Genomic DNA, 23,895 nt, shown 5'->3' on the forward strand with positions numbered 1-23,895 from the left:
AGGTTTATCCACATGTCTATCAACTGGGAACAAGAAGCAAATGCTTACAAAGATGATTTAATGCGTGATTTAATTGAGCTATTAAAAATCGAAAGTGTTCGAGACATCGAACATAAAACTGCCGATTTTCCATTGGGCCCTGGTCCAGCAAAGGCACTGCACAAAGTTTTAGAATTTGGTCAACGAGATGGTTTTAACACTAAAAACATTAAAAATGTTGCCGGTCGAATTGAATTCGGACAAGGTGACGAAATTTTAGGCGTTTTAGCCCATGTTGACGTTGTTCCTGCTGGTGACGGCTGGGAAACAGCTCCATTTGAGCCCGTAATTAAAGACGGTAATATTATTGCCCGTGGAACTTCTGATGATAAGGGCCCGTTAATCGCCGCTTATTATGCTTTAAAGATTTTGAAAAAATTAAACATTGCGCCAAAACAAAAAATTCATTTTATCATTGGTACAGATGAAGAAAGTGAATGGGTTGGCTTAAATGAATACTTAAAAGATGAACCGACACCGGATTATGGTTTTTCACCAGATGCTGCTTTCCCAATTATTAATGGCGAAAAAGGCATTGTTTCCTTTGTTTTAACTGAAAAATTAACAGCGGCAGCCCCAGCAGACTATACCTTAATTCGTTTCCAAAGTGGTATCCGCGATAATATGGTACCCCATGCAGCAACTGCCGTCGTCAAACACGCCCAAGATGTTGCTTTTGAAAAGGCATTTCAAACTTACTTAACTAAAAATAAACTAACCGGTACGATCACTTTTGCAGATGAAGCCTACACTTTAGAATTACATGGTAAAGGGGCGCATGCAGCACATCCGCAAGAAGGCCGTAATGGGGCGACTTTCTTAGGCCAATTCCTTAAAGACTTCGCCTTTGATGCCAATGGCGCGACTTATCTAACAACCATTGGTACGACACTCCACGAAGATGTTCCTGGCAAAAAAATCGGTATTGTCTTCACAGACGACCTAATGGGTCCATTAACTGCTTGCCCAACAGTATTTGACTATAATACTGCGACACAGACAGCAACGATTACGGTTAATATTCGTTATCCTCAAGGTACAGATACAAAGACAATCGGTGCCCAAATGACCGACGTCTTAGGCACAGATTTTGCCGTTAACGATAAACCTCACCAAGAAGTACCGCATTATGTTTCTGGTCAAGACCCATTAGTCAAAACATTGTTAGACGTTTATGGCGATCACACAGGCCTGCCAAAACAAGAAGTTATTGTCGGCGGCGGTACTTATGGTCGGGCTCTAAAACGAGGCGTTGCGTTTGGCGCACAATTCCCAGATACTAAAGATTTGATGCATCAAGCTAATGAAGCCATGCCAATTGACGAAATTCTTAAATCCACTGCAATTTATGCAGATGCTATTTACCGGCTTACAAAATAAGAACTCATTTCAAAATTAAAGACGAGATCCGATCAATTAAGTTTGATCCGATCTCGTCTTTAATTATGTGCTTATTTTTATTAACTATATACGACTTTAAATTCTTCGCAAACAACAGGCATATCTTCAGAAAATTCTCGGTCTAATGTTTTAAATTCTGCTTCAAAGAATTTTCGATGGCTTTGCTGCCAGTAAGCTAATGACAGATCCCCTTCGCCTTCTTTTTGGGCGTGGGCCTCGGTCACTTGATTAAAAGCAACCACTTGCACAGCTGTCGTTTGAATGATGCAAACTGGCAATTGTGACCCATTTAAGACAATACTCAAATCGCCTACTTTGGGAATGGGTTCATTCGTCAGTTCATATAATAAAGCATTTGAAGCCGTTGCCGTTTTACGACCAGCTAACACCAAGTTAGCCAATTCATCAGCCGTCTGGGCATTAGAGCCAAACGACCAAGCTTGGAAATGCTCAGGTGCTTGTGTATTTATTTTTCGATATTTATCCCAAAATTGCTCGATCATATTTTGTTTCATATATTCTTCTCCGTCAACATAAATTTAGCTATATTATAGCATACCTTTAATCTTGCTCGATTAGTAATTGATTCAAATCTAGCAGCCGTGAAATTTGGTAAATAGGTAAGATTTTTGTACGGTTAGGTTGAAAGTCTGGATTAAACCAAACAGTATCAACCTTTGCATTCTGTCCCCCTAAAATATCAGCTGATAAAGAATCACCAATCAGTAAAGCTTGGGTAGACTCGAAATTTGGAATATGCGCAAATGTATAATCAAAAAACGGTTTTTGCGGCTTTTGATGACCAATCGCTTCTGAAATAAAAATATCATCAAAATATCGGTCAATACCTGATTCTGTTAACCGTCGATTTTGCGTCTGGGCAATCCCATTGGTAACCGCAAACAGCCGGTAAGTTTTATGTAGCGTCTGGAGTAACAATTCTGCATCTGGCAGTAACTGGTGTTGCGCTGCCAAACAGTCCCGGTATAAATGGTCTATATTCATCCCCCGATTATCCAACTTCATTTTTTTGAAAAATAAAATGAATCGGGTCTTTAACAACTCGGCGCGCGTGATCTGGTCCTTTTCATACATCTGCCAAAGTCGTTGATTAAAAAGATGGTATTGATGCCGGAGTTCTGGTGTTAACTCAATACCAATTTCAGTAAACATCGCCGCCAATGCCGTATACTCAGCGGCACTAAAATTAAAAATTGTATCATCCAAATCAAATAATAAAAATTTATAAGACACACCGTCACCTCAAAATATGTTTAGCCCTATTTTACCACTTATTCTTCGCTTTAATCGCCAAGATTTATTCAAAACCACTTGCTAAAGAATTTTAAAGTTCGTGACAAACAGTACCTTCCCATTTCAATATGTTATATAATATAGCCTGTATAAAAAAAGGTGGGAAGCATTTTGAAAAAACCACAGTTATGGTGGCAGAAATTACGAAACCTTTTCAAAAGGATCGGTAATTTTTTTACATATGATGATGGTCATGAAAGCCCAGAAGTCGTAGATAGTAAAGATTCGTCCGAAATGCCAGCGAATGCTAGTGTTTGGCAACGAATCATCTTTTATTTTAATGTGGCAATTAGCTCAGTTAAAACACTACTGCTAATTTTAGTCAGTGCTGCATTCATTCTTTTTAGTTTGGTTTTTGGGGTTGGTATGGGTTATTTTGCCTCTTTGGCAAGTCAAGAAGACGTCCCTACTTACCAAAATATGAAAAACCAAATTGAAGATTCCAATGAATCAGCCGCTTTTTACTTTGCCAAAAACGATAAATTGGGCAATATTACAACCGATCTGTTACGAACACCGGTTAAGAGCAATGAAATTTCACCATATCTGAAAAAAGCGATTGTGGCTACAGAAGATGAATATTTCTACCAACACAACGGAATTGTGCCCAAAGCCATTTCCCGAGCCCTACTGTCCGATCTAGCCGGTGTTGGGACACAAACTGGTGGTTCTACCTTGACGCAGCAGCTTGTTAAAATGAAAATTCTATCTTCTGAAACAACGTTTAAACGTAAAGCCATTGAAATTCTATTGGCAATTCGCTTAGATCGTTATTTCTCTAAATCTGAAATTTTAACAGACTACCTCAATGCGGCAACTTTTGGTCGCAATAATAAGGGGCAAAACGTCGGCGGTGTGGAACAAGCAGCCTTGGGATTGTTTAACAAGCACGCCAGCGATTTAACCTTAGCTGAGGCGGCTTATATTGCAGGTTTACCGCAAAGTCCTTCAGTTTACACCCCATACAAACAAAATGGGAGCTTAAAAAGTGATCTTTCTGCTGGTTTAGACCGGAAAAATACGGTTTTATTCCGAATGTATCGTCATAATGACATTACAAAAGCAGAATATGAGGCTGCTAGAAAAGTCGATCTTACGAGTGAATTTCAAGCTAAAGAAACGCCTAAAGCTGAAAAACGTGGTTATGGTTATGTCTACAATCTCATTACCGTAGAAGCACGGGATATTTTAATTGATAATTTAGTTAAGCAAGATGGCAAAAAGCTAAAAACTGTCAAAAAAGATACAGAGCTTTACAACACTTACTGGAAGCAAGCTGATCAATTGCTGCGGCAAAAGGGCTATCGTGTACACAGTACGATCAATCGTGAGATCTATGATGAAATGCAGACGGCTTCCAAAGAATATGCCAGCTATTTAGGCCAATCTAAGACATCAACGATTACTGACCCCACAACGCAGCAGCCAACACAATTCACCGAATATGTACAAAATGGGACAGTTTTATTAGATAATCAAACCGGTGCTGTTTTAGGCTTTGTCGGTGGTCGTAACTTTAGTAAGTTCCAATTGAACCACGCCTTTGACACAAAACGTTCTCCAGGTTCTTCCATCAAACCAATGTTGGTTTATGGCCCTGCAGTCCAAACAAAACTGATTAGCAATCAAACGATGGTTGCCGACTTCCCAGTCAGCTATAGCGGTTATTTCCCAACAGATTATGGACAACAAATTCAAAACCGTTTCATGTCTGTCAGTGAAGCTTTAGCTGAATCTTACAATATCCCTGCCGTTAATATTTACCACGCCTTACAAAAGGGTAAAACTTCCAAAGAATACATGGAAAAAATGGGCATTCACCTAAGTGACAAAGAATATAGTGAATTAGGGATCGCTTTGGGCGGGACAACAAATGGGGTCACCGTCTTACAACAAGCCAGTGCCTTTTCAACCTTTGCCAATCAAGGGGTGCACGTCACACCACACGTGATTTCTAAAATTACAGATCCATCTGGTAAAGTGATCTATCAAGCACCTGAAGCCAAACAACGTGTCTTCTCTAAGAGTACCGCTTATATTATGCAAAATATGCTGTCCGGCGTTGTCTCCGAAGGTACTGCCGAATCATTGAGTGGTCAGTTACCATTTTCCACATCTAAGTTAATTGGTAAGACCGGGACATCCAATGATTATCGAGATATTTGGTTTATCGGTTCTACACCAGGGGTAACAATGGCGTCTTGGATCGGCTACGATAATTTCTACGGTCACAATTACAACTTAGATAGTAACGCCAGCACTAACAACTTGACCTACTGGGCACATATTTTATCAGCGGTTTATGAAAATAATTCGAATATCTTTAAACTTAACCAGCAGATGTCTAAACCAAGTTCGGTTAAGACCACTTCTGTGCTGGAAGACACCGGCACTTTAGCCGGCAGTATTGAATATAATAATGTCACTACTAAAGTCAGCGGGCAAAAAACAAAAGCGCTCTTTAATGATAGCAGCGCTAAAGATTTAACTTATAAATTCGCCATTGGTGGTAGCGAAAAGAATTACAAACTGTTCTGGAATTACTTCTTCGGCAGAAGCAACGACTACGGTATCACCTCTACCTACACAGGTAAAACCGTCCGTAGCAAGAGTGCTAGTGTTGATGATAATGAATCCCAATATTATTATAGTAACGGTTCCTATGGCACCTTTGGCAGTTTCGGTAGTGGCAACTATAGCGGCTACAGTCAAGGTAATTATAGCGGCAGCACAAGTACTAGTGACGACGGCACCACCACTTCTAGTGGCCTGTCTAATCAATATGGTACCGGTAATTACAGTTATTCCAATAGCAGCGGCAATTCCACTTATGGTACTTACAATACCACCGGTTCAACCGGCCTAAGTGGTAACGGCTACTAATTAAAATAGGTTTCCGAAAGTATCCGGCATATCGCCAACTTTCAGAAACCTATTTTTGTTTTTACGATGGGCTTAAGCTTACGACATCGGCCATAAAGCAGCATAAAATATAACAATCACTAGTGCCGGTAACATATTAGCCACTTTTATTTTTCGATCTAATAACAAATTAATACCAATACAAAAAATCATCATTGAGCCCACTAAAGAAATACCATTTGTCATCGCTGTTGTTAAATAATCGTCAATAAATACAGCTAACAAGGTCACCAGGCCTTGAAGTATAAAAATTGGAAGTGCGCTAAAAATCGGCCCAATACCAAACGATGACGTATACAAAGCCACAATCACCGCATCTAAAATCGCTTTCGTAAACAACATTGTTGGATCATGTCCCAAAGCATCTTGTAATGGGCCGATAATCGCCATTGCCCCGATACACGTTGTTAAAGAAGCGATCACAAAACCATCAATAAATTTTGAATCGTTCCCCCGACCGGCTCGTTGCCGCAACCAGGCACCAATTTTTACAAAACGACCTTCAATATTAATCGCCTCACCAATTAAAGCGCCCAAAGCTAAGGATATTGTCGCCATCATTACCCCCTGTGTACTTAACTGCTGCCCTTTAAGCACTAGCATATGGCTCAAGCTCCCAGAAATACCAATAAAAATTACAGCAACACCAATCGCCTGCATAATCGTTGTTTGTAAACGGTCCGTTAAAAAGCGCTGCCCAAGATAACCGATAAAACCACCTAAAATGACAGCACCAGTATTAACTAGCGTCCCTATCCCCACTATATAAATTAGAATCCCCTCATTTTAATATTATTTTGTCATATTTTTACATTATACGCTAAATATGCTTATTTTATCGTGCTAAATTAATATTTTTAAATGAGTTTTTTCTTATAAACAGAATTTACTTATTTTGCAGAAAGGCCAAAACATTTTGATTAATTACTGGTGCAAAAAAACGTGGATCCACATGCTGCCCCTGATTTAGCTTGAACAATTCTGCCTGATTTCCGGCAGCCTGCAACGCTTGCGTTAAATAAAGCGCTTGCTCAAAAGGCACCCATTGATCTGCATCACCTTGCAATAACAAAGTCCTAGGTAAATTTGCCTGAACATAATGAATGGGACTAGCGGCTTGCAGCTGTGCTTTGGTTGCTGTTTGCTGCCGCAATAAGGCTAAATGCCCCCCAGCAGAATCGCCCATTAACGTAACTTGATTTAGATCTAAATGATAGATGGCCTGTTGCGTTTTTAAGTAAGCTAATGCTTGCCGCACATCTTTAATTTGCATGGGAAAAGCACCTTGCGCACCCAAATGGTAATCCATGCTAGCCACAACATAGCCTGCTCGCGCTAAAAAAGTAAGTTCCGGTAAATAGGATTGACGATCCATCATCTGCCAGCTCCCACCACTTAGCCAAATAATTACCGGATGTGCTGGCTGCTGCGCATAGTCAAAAGGCAGCAATAGATCTAATTGCCAGTCACGGCGAGTTTGGTCAAACCAAAAAGCTGTATTTTGATAAGTCAGATTAGGTATGAGGCAAACTCGATTCACTGAATTCTGGTTTATTTCAAATATTCTCATCTTATACACACTCTTTTCTAATAAAAATTGACTTTTAATGAGCTAAACAATAGAATAGTATTAGTTTTTTATTATATTAGGGGGCTTTTTATATGTCAGGTGTTAATGCAGCTAGTGAAATCCGGCCCGGCGCAAACCGTTATGTCGGTGGGACGCATGTCCTAGAAAATTTAGAAGCTTATTTAGAAGATTTTGGCAAGTGCGCCATTATTACGGGTACAAAATCTTTTGAGGCTTTTACTAAGTTTTATGGTAAAGCTTTAGATTTACCAATTTATCGTTATGATGGTAGTTCTAGTGATGAAAACGCACAGGCGTTAGCCGATGAAATCAAACAAATTGATACTATTATTGGAATCGGCGGCGGTCGCGTTTTAGACACGGCTAAAGATGCCGCTGAATTTTTAGATGCCAAAATGGTGTCCATCCCAACTTTAATTTCCAACTGTGCGCCATTCACACCAATCGGCGCCATTTACCATCCCGATCATACCTTTAAACGGGTTGCTTATTTCAAAAAAGCTCCGGATTTAACTTTGGTTGATTGGGAATTATTGTTAACAACGCCACCTGCTTATTTAGTCGCCGGTATTGGTGATACTTTAGCAAAATGGTATGAAATTGAAGGTTTAACACGCCACTTACAAAGTGAAGAAAAAACAGCTGGTATCCGTTTAGGTATTGCCAGTGCCAAACAAATTTTAGATATTCTATTAGAAGATTCCGATCCAGCTTTAGCAGCGATTAACACTCAAAAAGTCGTCCCAGCCTTTGGTCGAATTGCGGATACCGTGATCGCTTTAGCCGGTACTGTCGGTGGCTTTGCCGCTGAATATGGTCGAATGGCCGGTGCCCATGCTACACATAATGGTCTATCCTTTATCCCAGCAACGCACAGTGTGTTACATGGCAATAAAGTCGCTTATGGCATACTAGTACAACTTGCTTTTACTAAAGATTTTGATGAAATTAAGCGTTTGAAACCATTCTATAAAAAAGTAGGCTTACCAACTAATCTAGCACAACTTAATGTTACTGACGACAATCAAGATGCATTGCAAAAAGTTGCCGAAATTGCTGCCAGTGATCATGAAAGCTTCCGACTAATTGACGCCAATATCACTGCCAGTAACGTTTTGACAGCCATGGAAAAAGTTGAAGAACTAGATAAAGATTAGAGCATGAATCAGAGCGTGACCAAAGACGGGTTGATTTTGAGCATAGCCTAGGCTAACGCCGTGAGCGTACTTTGCTTACAAGTTAGCCGTAGCTAAGCGCAGAAATCAGTGTTGGTGAGCGCATTTATACAGAGCGTAACCTAGACTTATGACATAAGTACGGTGATAAAAAAGAGGTAGAGTCAAAATTTATTTTGACTCCACCTCTTTTTATATGCAAATTTAATTTGTAGAATTACGTTCAATCATATCATAAGGTAATAAGATTGTTTTTTCTTCAATTTCTTCTTTGTTCATCATCTTAGTCAATAGCCGCATTGCAACCGCGCCCATATCATATAATGGCTGACTAATAGAAGTAAGTTTTGGCCGGACCATTTCCGTCAAAATTGTATTATTACTTGTGATAATTTGGAAATCTTCAGGTACAGACATCCCGTGATCCAACATCCCATTTAATACGCCAACTGCTAATTCGTCATCCACAACATAAGCTGCTGTAGCACCAATTGCCGTTAGCTTAGCCCATAGTGATTCGCCAGCTTTGTAACTGTAATCTGTGGCAAAAATTAAACTTTCATCGTATGGTAAATGATTTTCTTTTAAGGCTGCTTTATAACCTTCTAAGCGATAATCTCGATTAATAGAATAATCCATACTACCAGAAATAAAGGCTACTTTTTCATTGCCGTCTTTGACAAGTTTATCCACTACAAAGCGAGATGCTTCTTTGTAGTCAATGTTAACACTGCCCACTTGTTCGTCTGGATCAATTGTCCCAGCTAAGACAACTGGTGTTTTTGAACGTGAAAACTTAGCCCGAACATCATCAGACAATGTATGACCCATATAAATTAAGCCATCGACTTGCTTTGCCAATAAGTTGTTTAAAACTTGAACTTCTTTTTGACCGCTTTCGTCAGAGTTTGCCAAAATAATGTTGTACTTATACATTGTGGCAACGTCATCAATACCCCGAGCTAAAGATGCAAAAAAGATGTTTGATACGTCAGGAATAATAACCCCAACTGTTGTTGTTTTCTTACTTGCTAATCCCCGAGCCACCGCATTTGGTCGATAATCTAGTTCTTCAATAACCTTTAAAACGCGTTGCCGTGTAGCTGGCTTGACATTGGGATTACCGTTTACAACCCGTGAGACAGTAGCCATCGAAACGTTAGCCTCTCTTGCTACATCGTAGATTGTAATTGTTTGTTTATCCATGATATTTTTACCTCCATATTAATTCCCTTTCATTTCTCAAAAATAAATTTAACACTGTTAGAACAAAAATGCAAGCGTTTTTATGAAAATTTCATGAAAATATGTGTCATTTTAACCTTAGCGTTTTTTGAAAATGAAAATAAAAGCTGTGATATACTATTCCATAGACTATGAAAAAGGAAGGTTAGATATGGATAAATTAGACCAGCTAAGACAATGGACCCAAAAACAACACTTGGATGTTACTTACGTCAGCGACCCTAAAAATATCGAATATTACACTGGCTTTGGTAGCGATCCTCTAGAACGGACATTAGGTCTGTTTGTATTTGCCGATGCAGATCCTTTCATCTTTGCACCCGCTTTAGAAGTAGAATCTATCAAAGGCTTAAATTGGCCTTATGATGTCTACGGTTACTTAGATCACCAAGAACCTTATGCATTAATTAGTGACTATATTAAACAACGTGTTAAAAACCCTTTAAAATGGGCTATTGAAAAACCACAGTTACAAGTTCACCGTTATGAAGCTTTAATTCAAAACTTCCCAGAAGCTAGTTTTGATGTGAATGCCACAGACTTCATTGAACATCAGCGTCTATACAAATCAGCCGCCGAAATCGACTTGATGATGGCTGCTGGCGCTGAAGCTGACGAAGCCTTTAGAACGGCTTTTAAAGCTATTTCTAAAGATCGGACAGAACAACAAATTGTTGCTGAAATCGAATATCACATGATGAAACAAGGCGTTATGCACATGAGCTTTGATACAATTGTTCAAAGTGGTGCTAATGCCGCTAATCCTCATGGCGCTGCCCTACCAGATAAAATGACGCCTAATGCTTTAGTTTTGTTTGATTTAGGAACGGTTCATCAAGGTTATAATAGTGATGCCTCTAGAACAGTTGCTTTTGGTAAAATTGATGCTAAGTCAAAAGAAATTTATGATGTTTGTCTAGAAGCTCAGTTAACCGCTATGGATGCCGCTAAACCTGGCATTACCGCTGCAGAACTAGATAATGTTGCGCGCTCAATCATTACAAAAGCTGGCTATGGTGAATACTTCAATCATCGTCTTGGCCACGGCATCGGTATGACCGATCATGAATATCCTTCAATTATGGCTGGTAACGATCTTGTCATTGAACCGGGCATGTGCTTTTCTATTGAACCAGGGATTTATATTCCTGGTGTTGCTGGCGTTCGAATTGAAGACTGCATTCATGTCACAGAGACAGGCAATGTGCCTTTTACAAAAACAAGTAAAGACTTATTAGAGTTACCGATCGTTTAATTATACTAAAAAAACAAACATGGATTTGGAACAAAATTTGTATTTTGTTCCTAAATCCATTTTTTTATGGTCTGAGTAAGATTCAGTCTTAAGCCCATTTTGAGTTGATAATAATTATGATAAGCTAAATTTACGTTAATTTTAAAAACAAATGGGGCTCTGTTATGCAAAATATTGCGATTTATCATCGGCGACTATATCAAATTACTTTTGGCTTACTTTTGATACTCGCTTTTTGGGGAAATTTACCAATTTTTATTCTAACTATCGTTTTTATTACCACTTTTTTGCTGTTAAAAACTTTTACAACGCTAGATGCTAATCGGCAGTTAAAGTTTATTTTGAGCAGTAGCTATCTAATTATGATGATTTTGCAAATCGTCTTTAACACAACCATCACATTTTCCACTACCAGTCACACACCATTTACGTTACATTTGATCGCTGCTTTATTGTTACCACTACCGTTCTTACTTGCACCTATTTTAACCCGTGTCAATTTAAAATCTTTTTATTTACCATCTGTTGATGAATTAGAAACCATCAGCTTTGCAGCCTTTCAAAAAAATCAAGCTAAAATCCAGCAGCTGCTACATAATGCTAATCACTTTAAAAAAGTTTTAAGGCCAACAAACCTACAACCTATTTTTAGCGATCTGCATCGACACAGTGCCACCCACTACATTAACAATGGCACCTTAAATTCCGATTATTTCAAAAGAGCCGCTGCAACTTTAGATGATCCTTATTTGTATATTGCGGTATCAAATACCGGTAGCGCTGCCAGTGAACTCATCGCTTTATTCACACAAAAGCAATTTAACCACACCTCTTTGAGTTTTGATCCAGACTTAGATACGATCATCAGTTACAACGGTGGCGAACGGGTTTACCCACCCGGTTTAAATCCCGAAATGGTTGCCTCGTTTCACAAGAAACCTGACGCCTCCATTCTCATCTACCGCCTACCAGTTACCCGAGCCCAAAAACAAACTGTGCTAGATACAATCTCCAAAATCAATGAAACCGGCAGTGCCTATAATATTTTGGGTCTTGTCACAAAACACTCCTTACGGCGTAACATTATGTTTTGCTCACAGTTTGTTTATAAAATGCTCCAAATTGCCGACATCACTTACTTTGAAAAACAACCGGGACACGTCCAACCAACAGACTTTATTGAATTAGATTATCACCGACAACTAGAATACGTCTCTGAAATTAAATTTTGATCATACAAGCACGAACCAACATTCAAAATCGCTACAAAAAAAGCGCTGAATCAAAAGTTAACTAGCTTTTAATTCAGCGCTATCTATTTACTTAAATAATCTATTAAGCTTCAGGATGCGTCTGCGTATCTTCTGCATCCGTATCGTCCATATCTACTTCTGGCTCAGGATCTAGTGCATCCGCCACTTTAAGATCAACACCATCTTCAGCTTTTGCTTCTTGAAAAGCAGATTGAACTTGAGCAGCATCTTCAGCTTGTGCATCTAGTGGATCAGTCGCATCAATGACAATATCATCATAATCGTCCCGATCTGTTTTTTCCTCTAATTGTTCTCTAGCAGCATCAAAATGAGCACGTAAGTTAGAAGTTACATGATCAAACGGTTGTTTAGCAGCACTTACTTTATCGCCTAAGTCAATATCTGGTGCTCTATCTAAAAAATCACTGAGTTTCTCACCAGTACCCGCCTTCAAATCCTCGGCAGCATCAGCCGCATAATCATAATAACGCTTACCTGTAGATGTCAATTTTTCTTTCAAATCTTGTAATTTCTCTTGAGTTTGTGCCCCTGTCTTAGGTGCTAACAATAAAGCCGCTGCAAAGGCAACTGTACTACCTAAAGTGAAGCCTAAAAAGAAATGATCATTTTTTTTACTCATAACATCGTCCTCCATTTTTAAGAATTACAATTATTATCTAGCCTTGACGCTTCTTTCTAAAACGATTAAAGGCACCAACGCCCTTGGCAAATGCTCCCAGCTTAGATGTAGATTCTGCAGTGGCACTCACTTTAGATGCTAAATTTCTAGAACTGGCATTTAGATCTTGCAAGCTTTCACCTAAATCACCAGCTGCTTGAAATACTGGATCGATGGTCTGAACTTTGCCGTTCACATCATCTAATAGTTTGTTGCTTTTGTCTAACAAGCCTTCCACCTGTGTTGCTAAAATTTCAGCCTTATCATTGACGATTTCAACCGTTTGATTGACAAGTTTGACACTGTTCTTCAATTCTGACGTCACTTTTGTTAATTTTGTCAATAATACAGCAATGAATAACACTAAGATTAAAAAGGCACCGGCCGCAATTAATCCCGCAATTTCTCCACCTGACATATTTCATATACCTCCGCTATTTGATTATTGTTTTTAGCATATCATTAATTAACTTTCGCTTCAATTTATTGGAAAAATTTTATTCCGGCTTCATTCCGTGATAAACTTAAATTTACAAAATTATGATGGAGTGACTGCCGTGAATGGCCTGTTTTTATTAGCAAGTGAATCAATTGCTGAGAGTTCTGTTAAAGCAATTCAAAAGAATACAAATGTTTTTCAAAGACTATGGTCTAGCATTAACTGGGATCAAGTTGTCTCTAAAATTATTTCCACCTTCTTAACCTTACTCGCCTTTAGCCTCTTGTTTTGGATTTTAAATAAAATTGGCCGTCGAATTATCAACCATTTGTTTAGACGCTACGGCCGCAATAAAAATTTTTCTTTAAATCGAGTCAGTACAATCCACTCTTTGATGATGAATTTATTTAGTTATGTTTTACTATTTTTTTATTTATACGCCATGCTCTCTACCTTAGGTGTCCCTGTAGGTACCTTACTCGCCGGTGCTGGCGTTTTAAGTTTAGCATTAGGTCTTGGTGCCCAAGGGTTCGTCAACGACCTAGTCACTGGTATTTTTATCCTCATTGAACAGCAGTTTGATGTTGGCGATGTGGTTACAATCGGTGCCATCACCGGAACGATTAGTGCTATTGGTTTGCGGACAACCCAAGTCCGTAGTGCAGATGGGACTTTGAACTTTGTCCCTAACCGAAACATTTCAATCGTCAGCAATAAATCTCGCGGTGACCGCCAAGTTTTGATCAATCTTCGGGTGCATACCGATACAAACATTGACCAATTGGAACAAATTATAAAAGCAACTAACCAAACACTTACTCCAGATTTTCCAGAAATTAAACAAGGTCCAGAATTATTAGGTCTCACCGATCTAGGTCAAGGCCAGTTAGCCTACCAAATTCAAATGTTTACATTACATGGTGATGAAATTCGCATTCAACGTATCTTTTTAAAAGCTTACTTAGATGCCTTAAAAGCAGAAAATATTCATTTGCCAGAAACTGGTCTAAATCTAAATTATACGCCCCCCAAGTCATAACTTAAGGAGCTCATGATGCAATTTCTTAACTCTATTAAAGGCTTTTTAATCGGGATTGCTTTAGTTATTCCTGGTCTTTCTGGCAGTATTTTTGCCGTCATTGTCGGTCTGTATGAACCTTTAATTGCAGCGATCAATGACTTTAAAAAAGCCCCTAAACAGCAATTAAGGTTCTTAACACCAATTGGTATCGGCGCTGTTATCGGTGTTTTATTTTCCACAAAAGTTGTTTTGTGGCTGTCTCAGCGTTTTCCCATCCCTGCGTATGCTTTTTTCCTAGGTCTCGTATTAGGCATTCTGCCATTTATCTGGCGTAAACTTAAGCAGATCCATTTCAAATGGCCTTATCTACTATTAACACTAGGTGGCTTTTTGTTAATTTTAGGTCTGACTTATCTTGGTAGCGGTCATTCTGAAAGTTACATTCGCTTAACCGCCCTTTCCAGTTGGTCAGATGCTGGCCAAATGGTTTTTGCCGGTGCTTTTTCAGTTGCTTTAATGATTATTCCGGGAATTTCCGGCTCGATCATGCTGATGGTGATTGCCCAATATGGTACGGTTTACAACGCAGTGGGGCAAATTGTAGATCTGCTTAAATATCTACTACAAGGTGATTTTACCGCTGCTAAAGCAAGTTTTCAGACTGTGCTTTTAATTGGCCCCTTTATTATAGGTGCACTGATCGGAACTATTTTAGTTGCAAAATTAATGCATTACTTATTAAAACATTTTGAAAGTCAAGTGTACTATGGTGTCTTAGGTGTTGTCTTAGCCGCAAGTATTATTTTATGGCAAAGTGGTATCCAACCGGCAATGACGCCGGCAACAACTTGGCTCGATCTGCTCTGGATCCCATTTATGATTATCATTGGTATTTTAGCAACTATCTTCTTAGATAAACCAGAAACAACCTGACCTTGCAAAATTGTAAGTTTTCTGTCATCTAATCAAATAGGCTTCTAAATCAGAATTTTACTTTTGATTTAGAAGCCTATTTATTTTATAAATTTAAGTTATGCACACCGTTTAACCATAATTTTTCACGTTCTTGTCAAATACTGGTTAGCTTTTATTAAGACGTTTTTTAAATTATCATAGGTTAATTTAGCCAAAGCGTCCTCATAGTCAAACCATCGGATCGCACTAATTTCAGCTAACTGTTTTGTCGTTTCTACAGTAGGTGCCACTTCGCTCACATAAAAAATCGAAACTTTTGTTTTGCCATTAGGCAGCGGATAGCGAATTTCTTCAGTAAAATTCATATCTACCGTAACATCCAAATTTGTTTCTTCTTTAATTTCTCGAATAGCGGCTTGTTCTTTTGTTTCGCCAGCTTCCACATGTCCTTTAGCAAAACCCCAGAAATGCCGATCCTTACTTTCAACCAATAAGTACTGCAACTTACCGGCAATTCGGCTATAAATAACTGCACCAGTGGCGACTTCATATTCTGTCAATTTTTACACCTGCTTATCTCGATATCTTAAGAACGGTTCAATCGCATTGATCCCTTTTTCAATAGCTGCTTCATCTGGTGCTAAATGCTCAGAATGTAAGGCATAAGGACTGTCCACCCCTAACCAAAACATGGTGCCCTTAATTTTAGAAAGCAAAAAGCCAAAATCTTCACCAGTCATTGCTGGTTTTGTTTCAATAAAGTTCACATCCGCTTGTGCCTTCATGAAATCCATAAAGTTTTGTGTCAGTGTTTCGTCATTTTCAACAGGTAAATACCCGCCCTGTTCTAAAGTTAAATCCGCTTTGCATTGGTACATGACCTCAATACCTTGAACAATTTCACGAACCCGTTGCTGCACATGTAAATTCATTTTTTGCGTCAGTGCTCGAATCGTGCCATCAATTTGTGCCTGTCCAGCAATCACATTCATCGTCGTGCCTGCTGAAAAATGACCTAATGTCACAACCGCCCCTTCAATTGGATCGACACTCCGGCTCACAACAGTTTGCAATTGATTCACCAGGGCCGCCCCAGCAACGACCATATCATTTGCCATGTGCGGATAAGCGGCATGTCCAGATTTCCCATGTAAGGTAATATGGATCTCGCAAGTACCAGCAAATAAAGTGCCTAAACAACAGCCAATAGCACCGGTGGGCAGCTGTGGATTGTCATGCAGGCCATAAATTTCATCTGGCAGCCATTCATTCAATGCCCCCGCTTCATACAAACGTTTACCACCACTAGCATTTTCTTCAGCGGGTTGGAAAATAAATAATAAGTTATGTGCTGGCTGTTCATCGGCAAAACGCGATAATAAGCCAAGTGCCACCGTCATGTGGATATCATGACCACAAGCATGCATGCGACCGGGATGTTTAGAAGCATACGGCAATCCTGTGGCTTCTTCAACAGGTAAACCATCAATATCTGTCCGATAACCAATTGTATAATCATCTTTTTTACCGGTGACATGAACTAAAATAGCGGTTTGATAAGTCTTAATTGTCAAATAATCTTGAGGTAATGCTTGGATTGTTTTAAGTAAGAAAGCCTGAGTCTCAACTTCTTCCAATCCAATTTCTGGAATTTGATGAAGCTGACGCCGAATTTCAATCAATTGCGCTGCTGATAACATAAGTTGACCTCACTTTTAATAAAATAACTGCTCGAAATAAAAGGGTCAGCCAAAATTTAAGTTTTGTCTTGACCCTTTTTATTCTTAAATATTTCTCAAAGCATCTTGTAATTCTGTTTTGCTTCGCGTCTTAGTATCAATATGCTTGATAACTTTAGCAGGGACACCTGCCACAACGGTATTTTCTGGAACATCTTCTGTTACGATTGCGCCAGCAGCAACAACTGCACCTTTGCCCACATGAACGCCTTCAATAATGACCGCATTTGCACCGACCAAAACATCATCTTCCACAATGACAGGTGTTGCTGAAGCCGGTTCAACGACCCCTGCTAAAACCGCACCGGCACCAATATGTGCATGCTTACCAACAGTTGCGCGGCCGCCTAAAACAGCGCCCATATCAATCATTGTGCCTTCACCAATGACAGAACCAATATTAATAATAGCCCCCATCATGATTACAGCGTTATCTGCAATAGTGACTTGATTACGAATGATGGCCCCCGGTTCAATTCGAGCATTGTATTGTTTCAAATCTGCTAATGGTACCGCTGAATTTCGAGCATCATTTTCAAGATGATATTGGCTAATATTAGCCTCATTTTCCTTTAAGAAAGGTGCAATAACTGACCAATCGCCAAAGATCGTACCCGTCTTGGATTCCAAGTAATCTTCAATACCTTCAGGAATTGTTAATTTTGCCAAATCCCCTTTAAGATAAACCTTTACCGGCGTCTTTTTCTCAGCATTTCCAATATAATTAATGATTTCTTGTGCACTTAAAGCCATACAAAATCTCCTTTAATCTTTATTTAATTTTCTACTAATCTCTATTATCCATTAAATTCAGATTTTTATCAAAGTTATGGGCTAAATAATTTAAACTTTTCATCATTTCACGTCTTGTAATGATCCCTACAAAATCTTGATCTTGGGAAACAACTGGTAAAAATGGATTATCCACCAATAAATGTAAAATTTCTTCTAAATCATAAGGATCTTGAACAGTATCGATTTCCCGATCCATCACTTCACCAACCGTCATACCGTCCAAACGCTGTAAGTCAATATCATCTAAACCTAACATTTGTTCTGTAATTAACGGCATGGATAATTCACCCATAAATTTAGACTCATGGTCTAATACCGGAATCCGGCTGTAACGCACTTTTGTCAGCACTAAGAAAGCATGGGCTAACGAATTATCCGCATTTAATGAAGCAACTTGACTGGCTGGTATTAAAAAATGTCGTTTATTCTTCATGAGCATATCGCTAATTTCAGTTGATATCATTAATTGAAATTCTCCTTATTTGATTATACTGTACATTGTACCTTAGAAATTTGTAGATTCACCTATAGATTTATGAACAACTGCCGAAAATTACCTTAAATATCTCTTAAACTGAGTTATTTTCAGTAAATAACTATAATCAGCCATTTACTTGACTATAAGCTTTTGATAGAATAGGAAAGTTAATACACAATTTAGGAGGCGCAATACATGTTTTCATTAGGTGCACGCCTAGTCGCTGAAGGCTTGGGTACGGCAATTATGGTTATTTTAGGTAACGGGTCTGTAGCCAACGTCGAATTAAAAGGCACAAAGGGTAATAGTGCAGGTTGGATGGTTATCGCTGTAGGTTATGGCTGTGGGGTTATGATTCCAGCGCTACTCTTTGGTAGTATTTCTGGGAACCATATTAATCCGGCCTTTACAATCGGTTTGGCTGTCAGCGGCCTGTTTCCATGGGCTGAAGTGTTACCCTACATCATTGTTCAAATGATTGGGGCAATCGCAGGGCAAGCCGTCGTTGTTGCCATGTACAAACCCCATTACGACATTACCGAAGATCCTGAACATATTCTTGGCACATTTTCTACAATTGACGCAACAACTAGTAAACTCAACGGCTTTATTTCAGAATTTGTCGGTTCATTTATCTTATTCTTCTCAGCACTAGGCATTACGAAAGCACCTTTTTTCCAAGACAATTTAGGCACTGCACATTTAGCATTGGGCTTTTTGGTTATGACTTTAGTAGCCTCACTTGGGGGCCCTACTGGACCAGCCTTAAACCCTGCGAGAGATTTAGGCCCTAGATTGCTGCATGCCATTTTACCACTGAAACATAAAGGTTCTTCTCAATGGGACTATGGTTGGGTGCCCGTTTTGGCCCCTATCTTAGCTGGTATTGCAGGTATTGCCCTTTATAAAACAGTATTCTTATAGCCCTTATTTTTTAAATTCAAAATGTAAATTTGGAACTGGTTTAAGTTGTCGATTATAATAATCGACAACTATTTTTTTTGCCTCAGTGGTCACTATTGCAAAAGTACCCCGTAAATAAGCATACTGTCCCCGTGGCTGACTAATAGAACCTGGATTCAGTAATAAGCGGCCTTGATCCATCGTGCAGGCTAATTGATGCGTATGGCCGTAAAAAATAAGATTAGCTTGATTTTTGAGACCGGCCTGATATAACTTATCCAATCCATAATTGACGCCCCACAAGTGCCCGTGAGCCACGAATATACGATCTGTGCCAACTTCTAAAGTGGCTGACTCTGGAAATTGCGCATCAAAATCCATATTCCCGCAAACGATCGTCATTTCTTGAACCATCGGATCTTTAAAATTCAACTCAGAATCCCCGCAATGGATAAAAGCATCCACTTGTGTCTTATAAGTTTTTAAAAGGGTTTGTAAAATAGCTTGATCGCCATGATTATCGCTCACAATTAAGTATTTCATATTAAGCCCACCTTAAAATTATTTTGTTAAATACCACTGCCGCCATTGTGTTTCTAAAGCTTTCATTGCTTGGGCGCGGTGGCTGATTTCATTTTTTTGTGCTGATGTTAATTCAGCCATTGTTTTTTGTAATTCTGGCAGTAAAAATAACGGATCATAGCCAAAGCCATTATCCCCTCGAGGAATTAATGCAATTTGACCAGCGAGCTGACCACTCACTACCAAATCATGCGCCATGGCATGGGGTTTGGCAAATACCAAAACAGAATGAAAAGTCGCTGTTCTTTTTTCAGGAGATACGCCTGCCAACTCAGCCAAAACTTTGGCATTATTGGCCGCATCATTATGATCACCAGCATAGCGGGCAGAATAGACGCCTGGCTGACCGTGTAAATAATCAATCATTAATCCAGAATCATCTGCCAACACGGGTAAATTTAATAAAGCACTGACGGTATCTGCCTTTTGACGAGCATTTGCTTCAAATGTATGTCCAGTTTCGGAAATTTCATTAATTTCAGGATAATCCAATAACGTTTTAACTTTGATGGCATCTTTAGCAAACATAGCTTTAAATTCACTAGCTTTACCTGGGTTTTTTGTAGCAATTACAACAGTTTTAGGTAATTCAGTCATTAATCATTGCTCCATTTCCATTGAAATTTGTGGGATTAGTCGTTTTAAATCTATTTTTTCAGCATGCATCTGAGACATCCCTAACCAATCCCCTGCAATTGTATCAAACATCTGCGCAGAACCGGTTGTATAAAATTCATGTTCGGGATGATAATTTTGATCATCATTAGCAATATCAAAATAATCCAATAGTGTAGAAACTTCACTAACCGTTTCTGCACCAGAATCGATCAAAGTAACCCCATCCCCCATTACGTTTTGAATAATTGGCCGCAACAGTGGATAGTGGGTACAGCCCATGATCAACGTGTCCACAGGATGCTTTTTATAAGGTGCTAAAGTTTCCGCCACAACTTTTTTGGCGATAACAGATTGATATTCATTGCTTTCTACAAGCGATACAAGTTTTGGTGCAGCCACACTTGTGACTTGAATATTTTGATTCTTACGATGAATCGTTCGAGCATAGGCATCTGATTTAATCGTCCCGTTTGTACCAATAATGCCCACATTACCAGTTTTAGTAGCTTTAATTGCAGCACGGCTGCCCGGTAAAATCACACCGACAACTGGAATGTTTAATTTAGGACGAATGACGCTCAAAGCCGCAGCCGTTGCCGTGTTACAAGCAATCACTAACATTTTAATGTTTTTTTTCAACAAAAAATGCGTTAATTCCCATGTAAACTCAATAACTTGTTCCGCAGGTCTAGGGCCGTAAGGTAAACGTGCCTGATCTCCGATAAAAATAACTTTTTCATGGGGTAACTGCCGTAAAGCCTCTTTAACAACGGTTAATCCACCGACACCAGAATCTAAATAACCAATGGGTTGCTTATTCATTACCATTCTCCCTTTAGCTCAAAATACAATTTCCGTGCTTTAATCATTTTGGCCTTTTTTGATTAAAAATTCAAGTTTTCCTCAGGAATAAGTAGCACGAATGCGCCAGCAAAAGTATAATAGTATTATTAGTGACACAGGAGGGGCCAAATTTGTCCGATGAATTAAATTCAAAACTGAATAACATAGAAGCTGGCGGGAGTTTTGCAGGCACCGCTTTACTTAGAGATATCTTAATACCCGAATTACTATCCAAAGATACAGGACCCATTTTGTATTGGGCCGGTAAAGCCGTCGCTCGAAAAATTCCGCTCGAAACATTGGAAGCCGTCCAAGACTTCTTTGTTTTGACAAGTCTAGGAGATTTGAGCTTAAGCAAACAAAAACACAACCAATATATCTTTACATTAACCGGAACCACCGTTGAAGAACGATTGAAACTAACAGACACCCCAGACTTCCAATTTGAAACCGGCTTTTTAGCACAATCATTGGAATATCAATTAGGCATCGTCGTAGAAGGCATGAGTGAACTCACGAAAAAACAAAATGGCGCAAAAATCACCTTGCAAACCGACCCAAAGGAAATTATAGAAAATTTAAGAGCGTGAGCCAATACGGGTTGATTTTGAGCATAGCCTAGGCTTGGCAGGTAGTCGCTTGCGACTGACAACAAGGCGTAGTTATATGTAGAAATCAGTGTTGGTGAACGCGTTTAAGCCAGAGCGTGAACTAGAGCGGGAAAGCCTCGAGAACTAACTACGAATTATTCATAAGCGTATCTTGCTTATGAATAATTCGTAGTTAGGCGAGAGCTTTGCTCTAGTAAGCGCGTTTCGAATCCAGAGCGTGACCAAAGACGGGTTGATTTTGAGCATAGCCTAGGCTAACGCCGTGAGCGTACTTTGCTTACAAGTTAGACGTAGCTAAGCGCAGAAATCAGTCTTTGGGAACGCGTTTCAGAATCAGAGCGTGACAAGCTACGGGTGACAATGCACATAACCTAAACTTACGACATAAGCCCGAACTTGGCTTGTGAGTAAGGTGTAGTTATGTAAATTGTCAGTAGCTTGGAACGCGTTTCGAATCCAGAGCGTGACCAAAGACGGCGTTAAACGCACAATAAAAGCAGCTAGATCAAAAATCAACTTTGATCTAACTGCTTTTATTTGTATTTAATCAGCTGTCTTTACCATATTTGGCACAGCTTTTGCTGGCGTCTTCTGCCAAGCCTTAGTATAGAAATGCTGCTTAATTTGATAGTTCTGCGGTGCCGCTTTAGTTGTCTCTAAAAACGGTTTAACTTCCTGATCTAAATCCAACCAGCCCCGCCAGCCAAGATGGATCGTATCTTGCATAAAATAATCTTCTTTATCATCATTCGTCATATCATCAATATTATTAAACCCTTGGGATCGCAACTGATACGTAATTTTCCGATCAAAATTGCGTAACGTCTTTTGCGGCAAACCAGTATATTCAGCCCAGCGATAATTGACCGGTGGAATTACGAACAAAACATCCATATGCAATTGACTGAACTTATTTAATAATAATTGAAAATCTGAATACTCTGGACCATATTGATAGTTGAAGTGCCTTTGAGAACCCTTTAGTTTTGGCTCTAAAGGTTCAATCCGCCGACTATAAAAACTATCTTTTACTTCAAAAGGATTGGAACCTGTTTCACCCGCCCCTAATTGTCCAGCAAGGTCATCTAATTCTGTAAAATTATATTTTGAAGGTAAATGTTTGAGCCCTTTTTGAATATAGCGTTCCCGATCTTTTAAGAACAATCGACTAAAGACATCATCTTGGGTTTTTAAAGCATTCCCCTTAATATCTTGAATATAGAATTTCTGGAAATTAGTCAATGGTAAGCCAACAGCAACTTGCAATAACGCCTGATGGATTATTGAATCTGAAGTACCCGAAGGCATTTGTAATAGCCGTTTCGCCGCATAACGATCCATTGCATTATTTTTAGCATGTTCTAAAAAAGTTGTCGTTTGCAATGGCGAATAATAAAAGCTAAACATATTCGGCTGTACCCCTTTGCGCACAAACCATTGTGGCGAAATAATGACCACTGCTTTTTTATTTCTCAGCGATGCACTCATCCCGTTCACTGAGAAAAAATGCGTTAATGACTGGGTTCCAGGCGCCCCTAGCAACAAGGGCTGATAATCTCGATGATATTTTTTAGCCAGAATCGACGGATGAAACGGATCCATCCGGGATAATTCAGAAGAACCAATAAACGGCACATAATTACCTGAAGAACTCATCGCCTGATCCTTAAGAGATTCCCCCTTTAAAACATTGGCTGATAAGGATGTTGCCGCTTTTTCTACCGTCTTTGAATTCGCCTGTTTAAAACTGATCGGTAATACCATGATCATAGTTATTGCGACCGCTGCAACAATCAAAGGCCCAAAAATCTGCCAGAGTCTTCTGCGGCGTTTCATTGCATGCTTTCCACTTTTGCAACCACTTTATTCGGTGTTGCCCATTCTGTACGGTCAAATTCAGAAACCGGAGCATCCACGTCTAGTTGCGCTTGCAATTCTAATAACAGCTGAACAGTACCCATAGAATCTAATAAGCCAGTCTCGAACAAATTAATATCTGGATTTGCCTTAATTTCATCAGAACCCGTTAAATCACTTAAAATTTCTAATACAGTTTCGCGTACGTTATCCATTATAA

Annotated in this window: 23 protein-coding genes and 1 pseudogene; 9 read left to right on the forward strand and 15 right to left on the reverse strand. The window is 39.2% G+C overall.

Features of this window, described 5'->3' with window-relative positions; all coding sequences use genetic code 11:
• The first annotated feature begins 12 nt into the window (after positions 1 to 12).
• A complete protein-coding gene (pepV, locus tag EKM93_RS05035; protein WP_125713706.1) occupies positions 13 to 1,419 on the forward strand; it encodes a dipeptidase PepV in 1,407 nt (468 codons plus the stop codon).
• Between the two features lie 80 nt (positions 1,420 to 1,499).
• Here pepV and EKM93_RS05040 read toward each other — a convergent pair whose 3' ends face one another.
• Together EKM93_RS05040 and EKM93_RS05045 are read right to left on the reverse strand one after the other, a co-directional pair.
• Positions 1,500 to 1,955: an ASCH domain-containing protein gene (locus tag EKM93_RS05040; RefSeq protein ID WP_225423632.1), complete on the reverse strand. Its 456-nt coding sequence runs from the start codon at positions 1,953 to 1,955 to the stop codon at positions 1,500 to 1,502.
• Positions 1,956 to 2,001: 46 nt separating this feature from the next.
• The gene (locus EKM93_RS05045) at positions 2,002 to 2,694 is read right to left on the reverse strand and encodes a YjjG family noncanonical pyrimidine nucleotidase (protein WP_125713708.1); all 693 of its coding nucleotides are present in this window, start codon (positions 2,692 to 2,694) and stop codon (positions 2,002 to 2,004) included.
• 171 nt (positions 2,695 to 2,865) lie between these two features.
• Between EKM93_RS05045 and EKM93_RS05050 the strand changes: the two genes are divergently transcribed.
• Positions 2,866 to 5,637, forward strand: coding sequence for a transglycosylase domain-containing protein (locus EKM93_RS05050; RefSeq protein WP_225423633.1), 2,772 nt, complete (start codon positions 2,866 to 2,868; stop codon positions 5,635 to 5,637).
• A gap of 78 nt (positions 5,638 to 5,715) precedes the next feature.
• Here EKM93_RS05050 and EKM93_RS05055 read toward each other — a convergent pair whose 3' ends face one another.
• Positions 5,716 to 6,438 carry a DUF554 domain-containing protein gene (locus EKM93_RS05055; RefSeq protein ID WP_225423634.1) on the reverse strand — a complete coding sequence of 241 codons (723 nt, stop codon included), beginning with the start codon at positions 6,436 to 6,438 and terminating at the stop codon, positions 5,716 to 5,718.
• A 124-nt stretch (positions 6,439 to 6,562) separates the two neighbouring features.
• Positions 6,563 to 7,246 carry an alpha/beta hydrolase gene (locus tag EKM93_RS05060; RefSeq protein ID WP_125713712.1) on the reverse strand — a complete coding sequence of 228 codons (684 nt, stop codon included), beginning with the start codon at positions 7,244 to 7,246 and terminating at the stop codon, positions 6,563 to 6,565.
• A 92-nt stretch (positions 7,247 to 7,338) separates the two neighbouring features.
• On the opposite strand from EKM93_RS05060, the gene EKM93_RS05065 reads away from it, so the two are divergent.
• Complete coding sequence (locus EKM93_RS05065) at positions 7,339 to 8,424, forward strand: iron-containing alcohol dehydrogenase family protein (protein WP_125713714.1); 1,086 nt, start codon at positions 7,339 to 7,341, stop codon at positions 8,422 to 8,424.
• Between the two features lie 222 nt (positions 8,425 to 8,646).
• On the opposite strand, the gene ccpA is transcribed toward EKM93_RS05065, so the two are convergent.
• Entirely contained in the window at positions 8,647 to 9,648 is a 1,002-nt protein-coding gene (gene ccpA / locus EKM93_RS05070; RefSeq protein ID WP_125713716.1) for a catabolite control protein A, read from the reverse strand.
• A gap of 190 nt (positions 9,649 to 9,838) precedes the next feature.
• Between ccpA and EKM93_RS05075 the strand changes: the two genes are divergently transcribed.
• Both EKM93_RS05075 and EKM93_RS05080 read left to right on the forward strand, forming a co-directional pair.
• Positions 9,839 to 10,942 (forward strand): M24 family metallopeptidase, encoded by a 1,104-nt coding sequence (locus tag EKM93_RS05075; RefSeq protein WP_125713718.1) that lies wholly within the window; start codon positions 9,839 to 9,841, stop codon positions 10,940 to 10,942.
• A 164-nt stretch (positions 10,943 to 11,106) separates the two neighbouring features.
• Entirely contained in the window at positions 11,107 to 12,174 is a 1,068-nt protein-coding gene (locus tag EKM93_RS05080; RefSeq protein ID WP_125713720.1) for a hypothetical protein, read from the forward strand.
• Positions 12,175 to 12,277: 103 nt separating this feature from the next.
• On the opposite strand, the gene EKM93_RS05085 is transcribed toward EKM93_RS05080, so the two are convergent.
• Both EKM93_RS05085 and EKM93_RS05090 read right to left on the reverse strand, forming a co-directional pair.
• Positions 12,278 to 12,835, reverse strand: coding sequence for a YtxH domain-containing protein (locus EKM93_RS05085; RefSeq protein WP_164506993.1), 558 nt, complete (start codon positions 12,833 to 12,835; stop codon positions 12,278 to 12,280).
• A 37-nt stretch (positions 12,836 to 12,872) separates the two neighbouring features.
• Complete coding sequence (locus EKM93_RS05090) at positions 12,873 to 13,292, reverse strand: DUF948 domain-containing protein (RefSeq protein ID WP_125713724.1); 420 nt, start codon at positions 13,290 to 13,292, stop codon at positions 12,873 to 12,875.
• A 148-nt stretch (positions 13,293 to 13,440) separates the two neighbouring features.
• Between EKM93_RS05090 and EKM93_RS05095 the strand changes: the two genes are divergently transcribed.
• Together EKM93_RS05095 and EKM93_RS05100 are read left to right on the forward strand one after the other, a co-directional pair.
• Positions 13,441 to 14,352 carry a mechanosensitive ion channel family protein gene (locus tag EKM93_RS05095; RefSeq protein WP_125713901.1) on the forward strand — a complete coding sequence of 304 codons (912 nt, stop codon included), beginning with the start codon at positions 13,441 to 13,443 and terminating at the stop codon, positions 14,350 to 14,352.
• Positions 14,353 to 14,367: 15 nt separating this feature from the next.
• A complete protein-coding gene (locus EKM93_RS05100) occupies positions 14,368 to 15,267 on the forward strand; it encodes a DUF368 domain-containing protein (protein ID WP_125713903.1) in 900 nt (299 codons plus the stop codon).
• 125 nt (positions 15,268 to 15,392) lie between these two features.
• Here the strand turns inward: EKM93_RS05100 and EKM93_RS05105 are convergent, their stop codons facing one another.
• The 4 genes from EKM93_RS05105 to cbpB form a co-directional block, all read right to left on the reverse strand.
• Entirely contained in the window at positions 15,393 to 15,809 is a 417-nt protein-coding gene (locus tag EKM93_RS05105) for a bis(5'-nucleosyl)-tetraphosphatase (RefSeq protein WP_125713726.1), read from the reverse strand.
• 3 nt (positions 15,810 to 15,812) lie between these two features.
• Positions 15,813 to 16,949 carry an N-acetyldiaminopimelate deacetylase gene (locus EKM93_RS05110; RefSeq protein WP_125713728.1) on the reverse strand — a complete coding sequence of 379 codons (1,137 nt, stop codon included), beginning with the start codon at positions 16,947 to 16,949 and terminating at the stop codon, positions 15,813 to 15,815.
• An 84-nt stretch (positions 16,950 to 17,033) separates the two neighbouring features.
• Positions 17,034 to 17,741, reverse strand: a complete 708-nt coding sequence (dapD, locus tag EKM93_RS05115) for a 2,3,4,5-tetrahydropyridine-2,6-dicarboxylate N-acetyltransferase (protein WP_125713730.1) — start codon at positions 17,739 to 17,741, stop codon at positions 17,034 to 17,036.
• 34 nt (positions 17,742 to 17,775) lie between these two features.
• Positions 17,776 to 18,246, reverse strand: a complete 471-nt coding sequence (gene cbpB / locus EKM93_RS05120) for a cyclic-di-AMP-binding protein CbpB (RefSeq protein WP_125713732.1) — start codon at positions 18,244 to 18,246, stop codon at positions 17,776 to 17,778.
• 210 nt (positions 18,247 to 18,456) lie between these two features.
• Between cbpB and EKM93_RS05125 the strand changes: the two genes are divergently transcribed.
• Positions 18,457 to 19,185, forward strand: a complete 729-nt coding sequence (locus tag EKM93_RS05125; RefSeq protein WP_125713734.1) for an MIP/aquaporin family protein — start codon at positions 18,457 to 18,459, stop codon at positions 19,183 to 19,185.
• A gap of 3 nt (positions 19,186 to 19,188) precedes the next feature.
• Here EKM93_RS05125 and EKM93_RS05130 read toward each other — a convergent pair whose 3' ends face one another.
• Entirely contained in the window at positions 19,189 to 19,707 is a 519-nt protein-coding gene (locus EKM93_RS05130; RefSeq protein ID WP_125713736.1) for a metallophosphoesterase family protein, read from the reverse strand.
• An 18-nt stretch (positions 19,708 to 19,725) separates the two neighbouring features.
• A pseudogene (gene racE / locus EKM93_RS05135) lies at positions 19,726 to 21,186 on the reverse strand (glutamate racemase).
• A 152-nt stretch (positions 21,187 to 21,338) separates the two neighbouring features.
• Between racE and EKM93_RS05140 the strand changes: the two are divergent.
• Positions 21,339 to 21,797 carry a YslB family protein gene (locus EKM93_RS05140; RefSeq protein ID WP_164506994.1) on the forward strand — a complete coding sequence of 153 codons (459 nt, stop codon included), beginning with the start codon at positions 21,339 to 21,341 and terminating at the stop codon, positions 21,795 to 21,797.
• Positions 21,798 to 22,361: 564 nt separating this feature from the next.
• Here the strand turns inward: EKM93_RS05140 and dltD are convergent.
• Together dltD and dltC are read right to left on the reverse strand one after the other, a co-directional pair.
• Positions 22,362 to 23,654 carry a D-alanyl-lipoteichoic acid biosynthesis protein DltD gene (dltD, locus tag EKM93_RS05145; RefSeq protein ID WP_125713741.1) on the reverse strand — a complete coding sequence of 431 codons (1,293 nt, stop codon included), beginning with the start codon at positions 23,652 to 23,654 and terminating at the stop codon, positions 22,362 to 22,364.
• Positions 23,651 to 23,890 carry a D-alanine--poly(phosphoribitol) ligase subunit 2 gene (gene dltC / locus EKM93_RS05150; protein ID WP_125713743.1) on the reverse strand — a complete coding sequence of 80 codons (240 nt, stop codon included), beginning with the start codon at positions 23,888 to 23,890 and terminating at the stop codon, positions 23,651 to 23,653. The genes dltD and dltC overlap by 4 nt, the downstream gene beginning before the upstream one ends.
• Positions 23,891 to 23,895: the final 5 nt, after the last annotated feature.

This window comes from Agrilactobacillus yilanensis, from assembly GCF_003946725.1.
Classification (GTDB): Bacteria; Bacillota; Bacilli; order Lactobacillales; family Lactobacillaceae; genus Agrilactobacillus; species Agrilactobacillus yilanensis.

Excerpts from the sequence above, each read along its gene's own strand:
- pepV (WP_125713706.1), top strand. The coding sequence starts at position 13 with ATGTCTATCAACTGGGAACAAGAAGCAAATGCTTACAAAGATGATTTA.
- EKM93_RS05040 (WP_225423632.1), bottom strand. The coding sequence starts at position 1,955 with ATGAAACAAAATATGATCGAGCAATTTTGGGATAAATATCGAAAAATA.
- EKM93_RS05060 (WP_125713712.1), bottom strand. The coding sequence starts at position 7,246 with ATGAGAATATTTGAAATAAACCAGAATTCAGTGAATCGAGTTTGCCTC.
- EKM93_RS05065 (WP_125713714.1), top strand. The coding sequence starts at position 7,339 with ATGTCAGGTGTTAATGCAGCTAGTGAAATCCGGCCCGGCGCAAACCGT.
- ccpA (WP_125713716.1), bottom strand. The coding sequence starts at position 9,648 with ATGGATAAACAAACAATTACAATCTACGATGTAGCAAGAGAGGCTAAC.
- EKM93_RS05075 (WP_125713718.1), top strand. The coding sequence starts at position 9,839 with ATGGATAAATTAGACCAGCTAAGACAATGGACCCAAAAACAACACTTG.
- EKM93_RS05080 (WP_125713720.1), top strand. The coding sequence starts at position 11,107 with ATGCAAAATATTGCGATTTATCATCGGCGACTATATCAAATTACTTTT.
- EKM93_RS05085 (WP_164506993.1), bottom strand. The coding sequence starts at position 12,835 with ATGAGTAAAAAAAATGATCATTTCTTTTTAGGCTTCACTTTAGGTAGT.
- EKM93_RS05090 (WP_125713724.1), bottom strand. The coding sequence starts at position 13,292 with ATGTCAGGTGGAGAAATTGCGGGATTAATTGCGGCCGGTGCCTTTTTA.
- EKM93_RS05100 (WP_125713903.1), top strand. The coding sequence starts at position 14,368 with ATGCAATTTCTTAACTCTATTAAAGGCTTTTTAATCGGGATTGCTTTA.
- EKM93_RS05110 (WP_125713728.1), bottom strand. The coding sequence starts at position 16,949 with ATGTTATCAGCAGCGCAATTGATTGAAATTCGGCGTCAGCTTCATCAA.
- dapD (WP_125713730.1), bottom strand. The coding sequence starts at position 17,741 with ATGGCTTTAAGTGCACAAGAAATCATTAATTATATTGGAAATGCTGAG.
- cbpB (WP_125713732.1), bottom strand. The coding sequence starts at position 18,246 with ATGATATCAACTGAAATTAGCGATATGCTCATGAAGAATAAACGACAT.
- EKM93_RS05125 (WP_125713734.1), top strand. The coding sequence starts at position 18,457 with ATGTTTTCATTAGGTGCACGCCTAGTCGCTGAAGGCTTGGGTACGGCA.
- EKM93_RS05130 (WP_125713736.1), bottom strand. The coding sequence starts at position 19,707 with ATGAAATACTTAATTGTGAGCGATAATCATGGCGATCAAGCTATTTTA.
- dltD (WP_125713741.1), bottom strand. The coding sequence starts at position 23,654 with ATGAAACGCCGCAGAAGACTCTGGCAGATTTTTGGGCCTTTGATTGTT.
- dltC (WP_125713743.1), bottom strand. The coding sequence starts at position 23,890 with ATGGATAACGTACGCGAAACTGTATTAGAAATTTTAAGTGATTTAACG.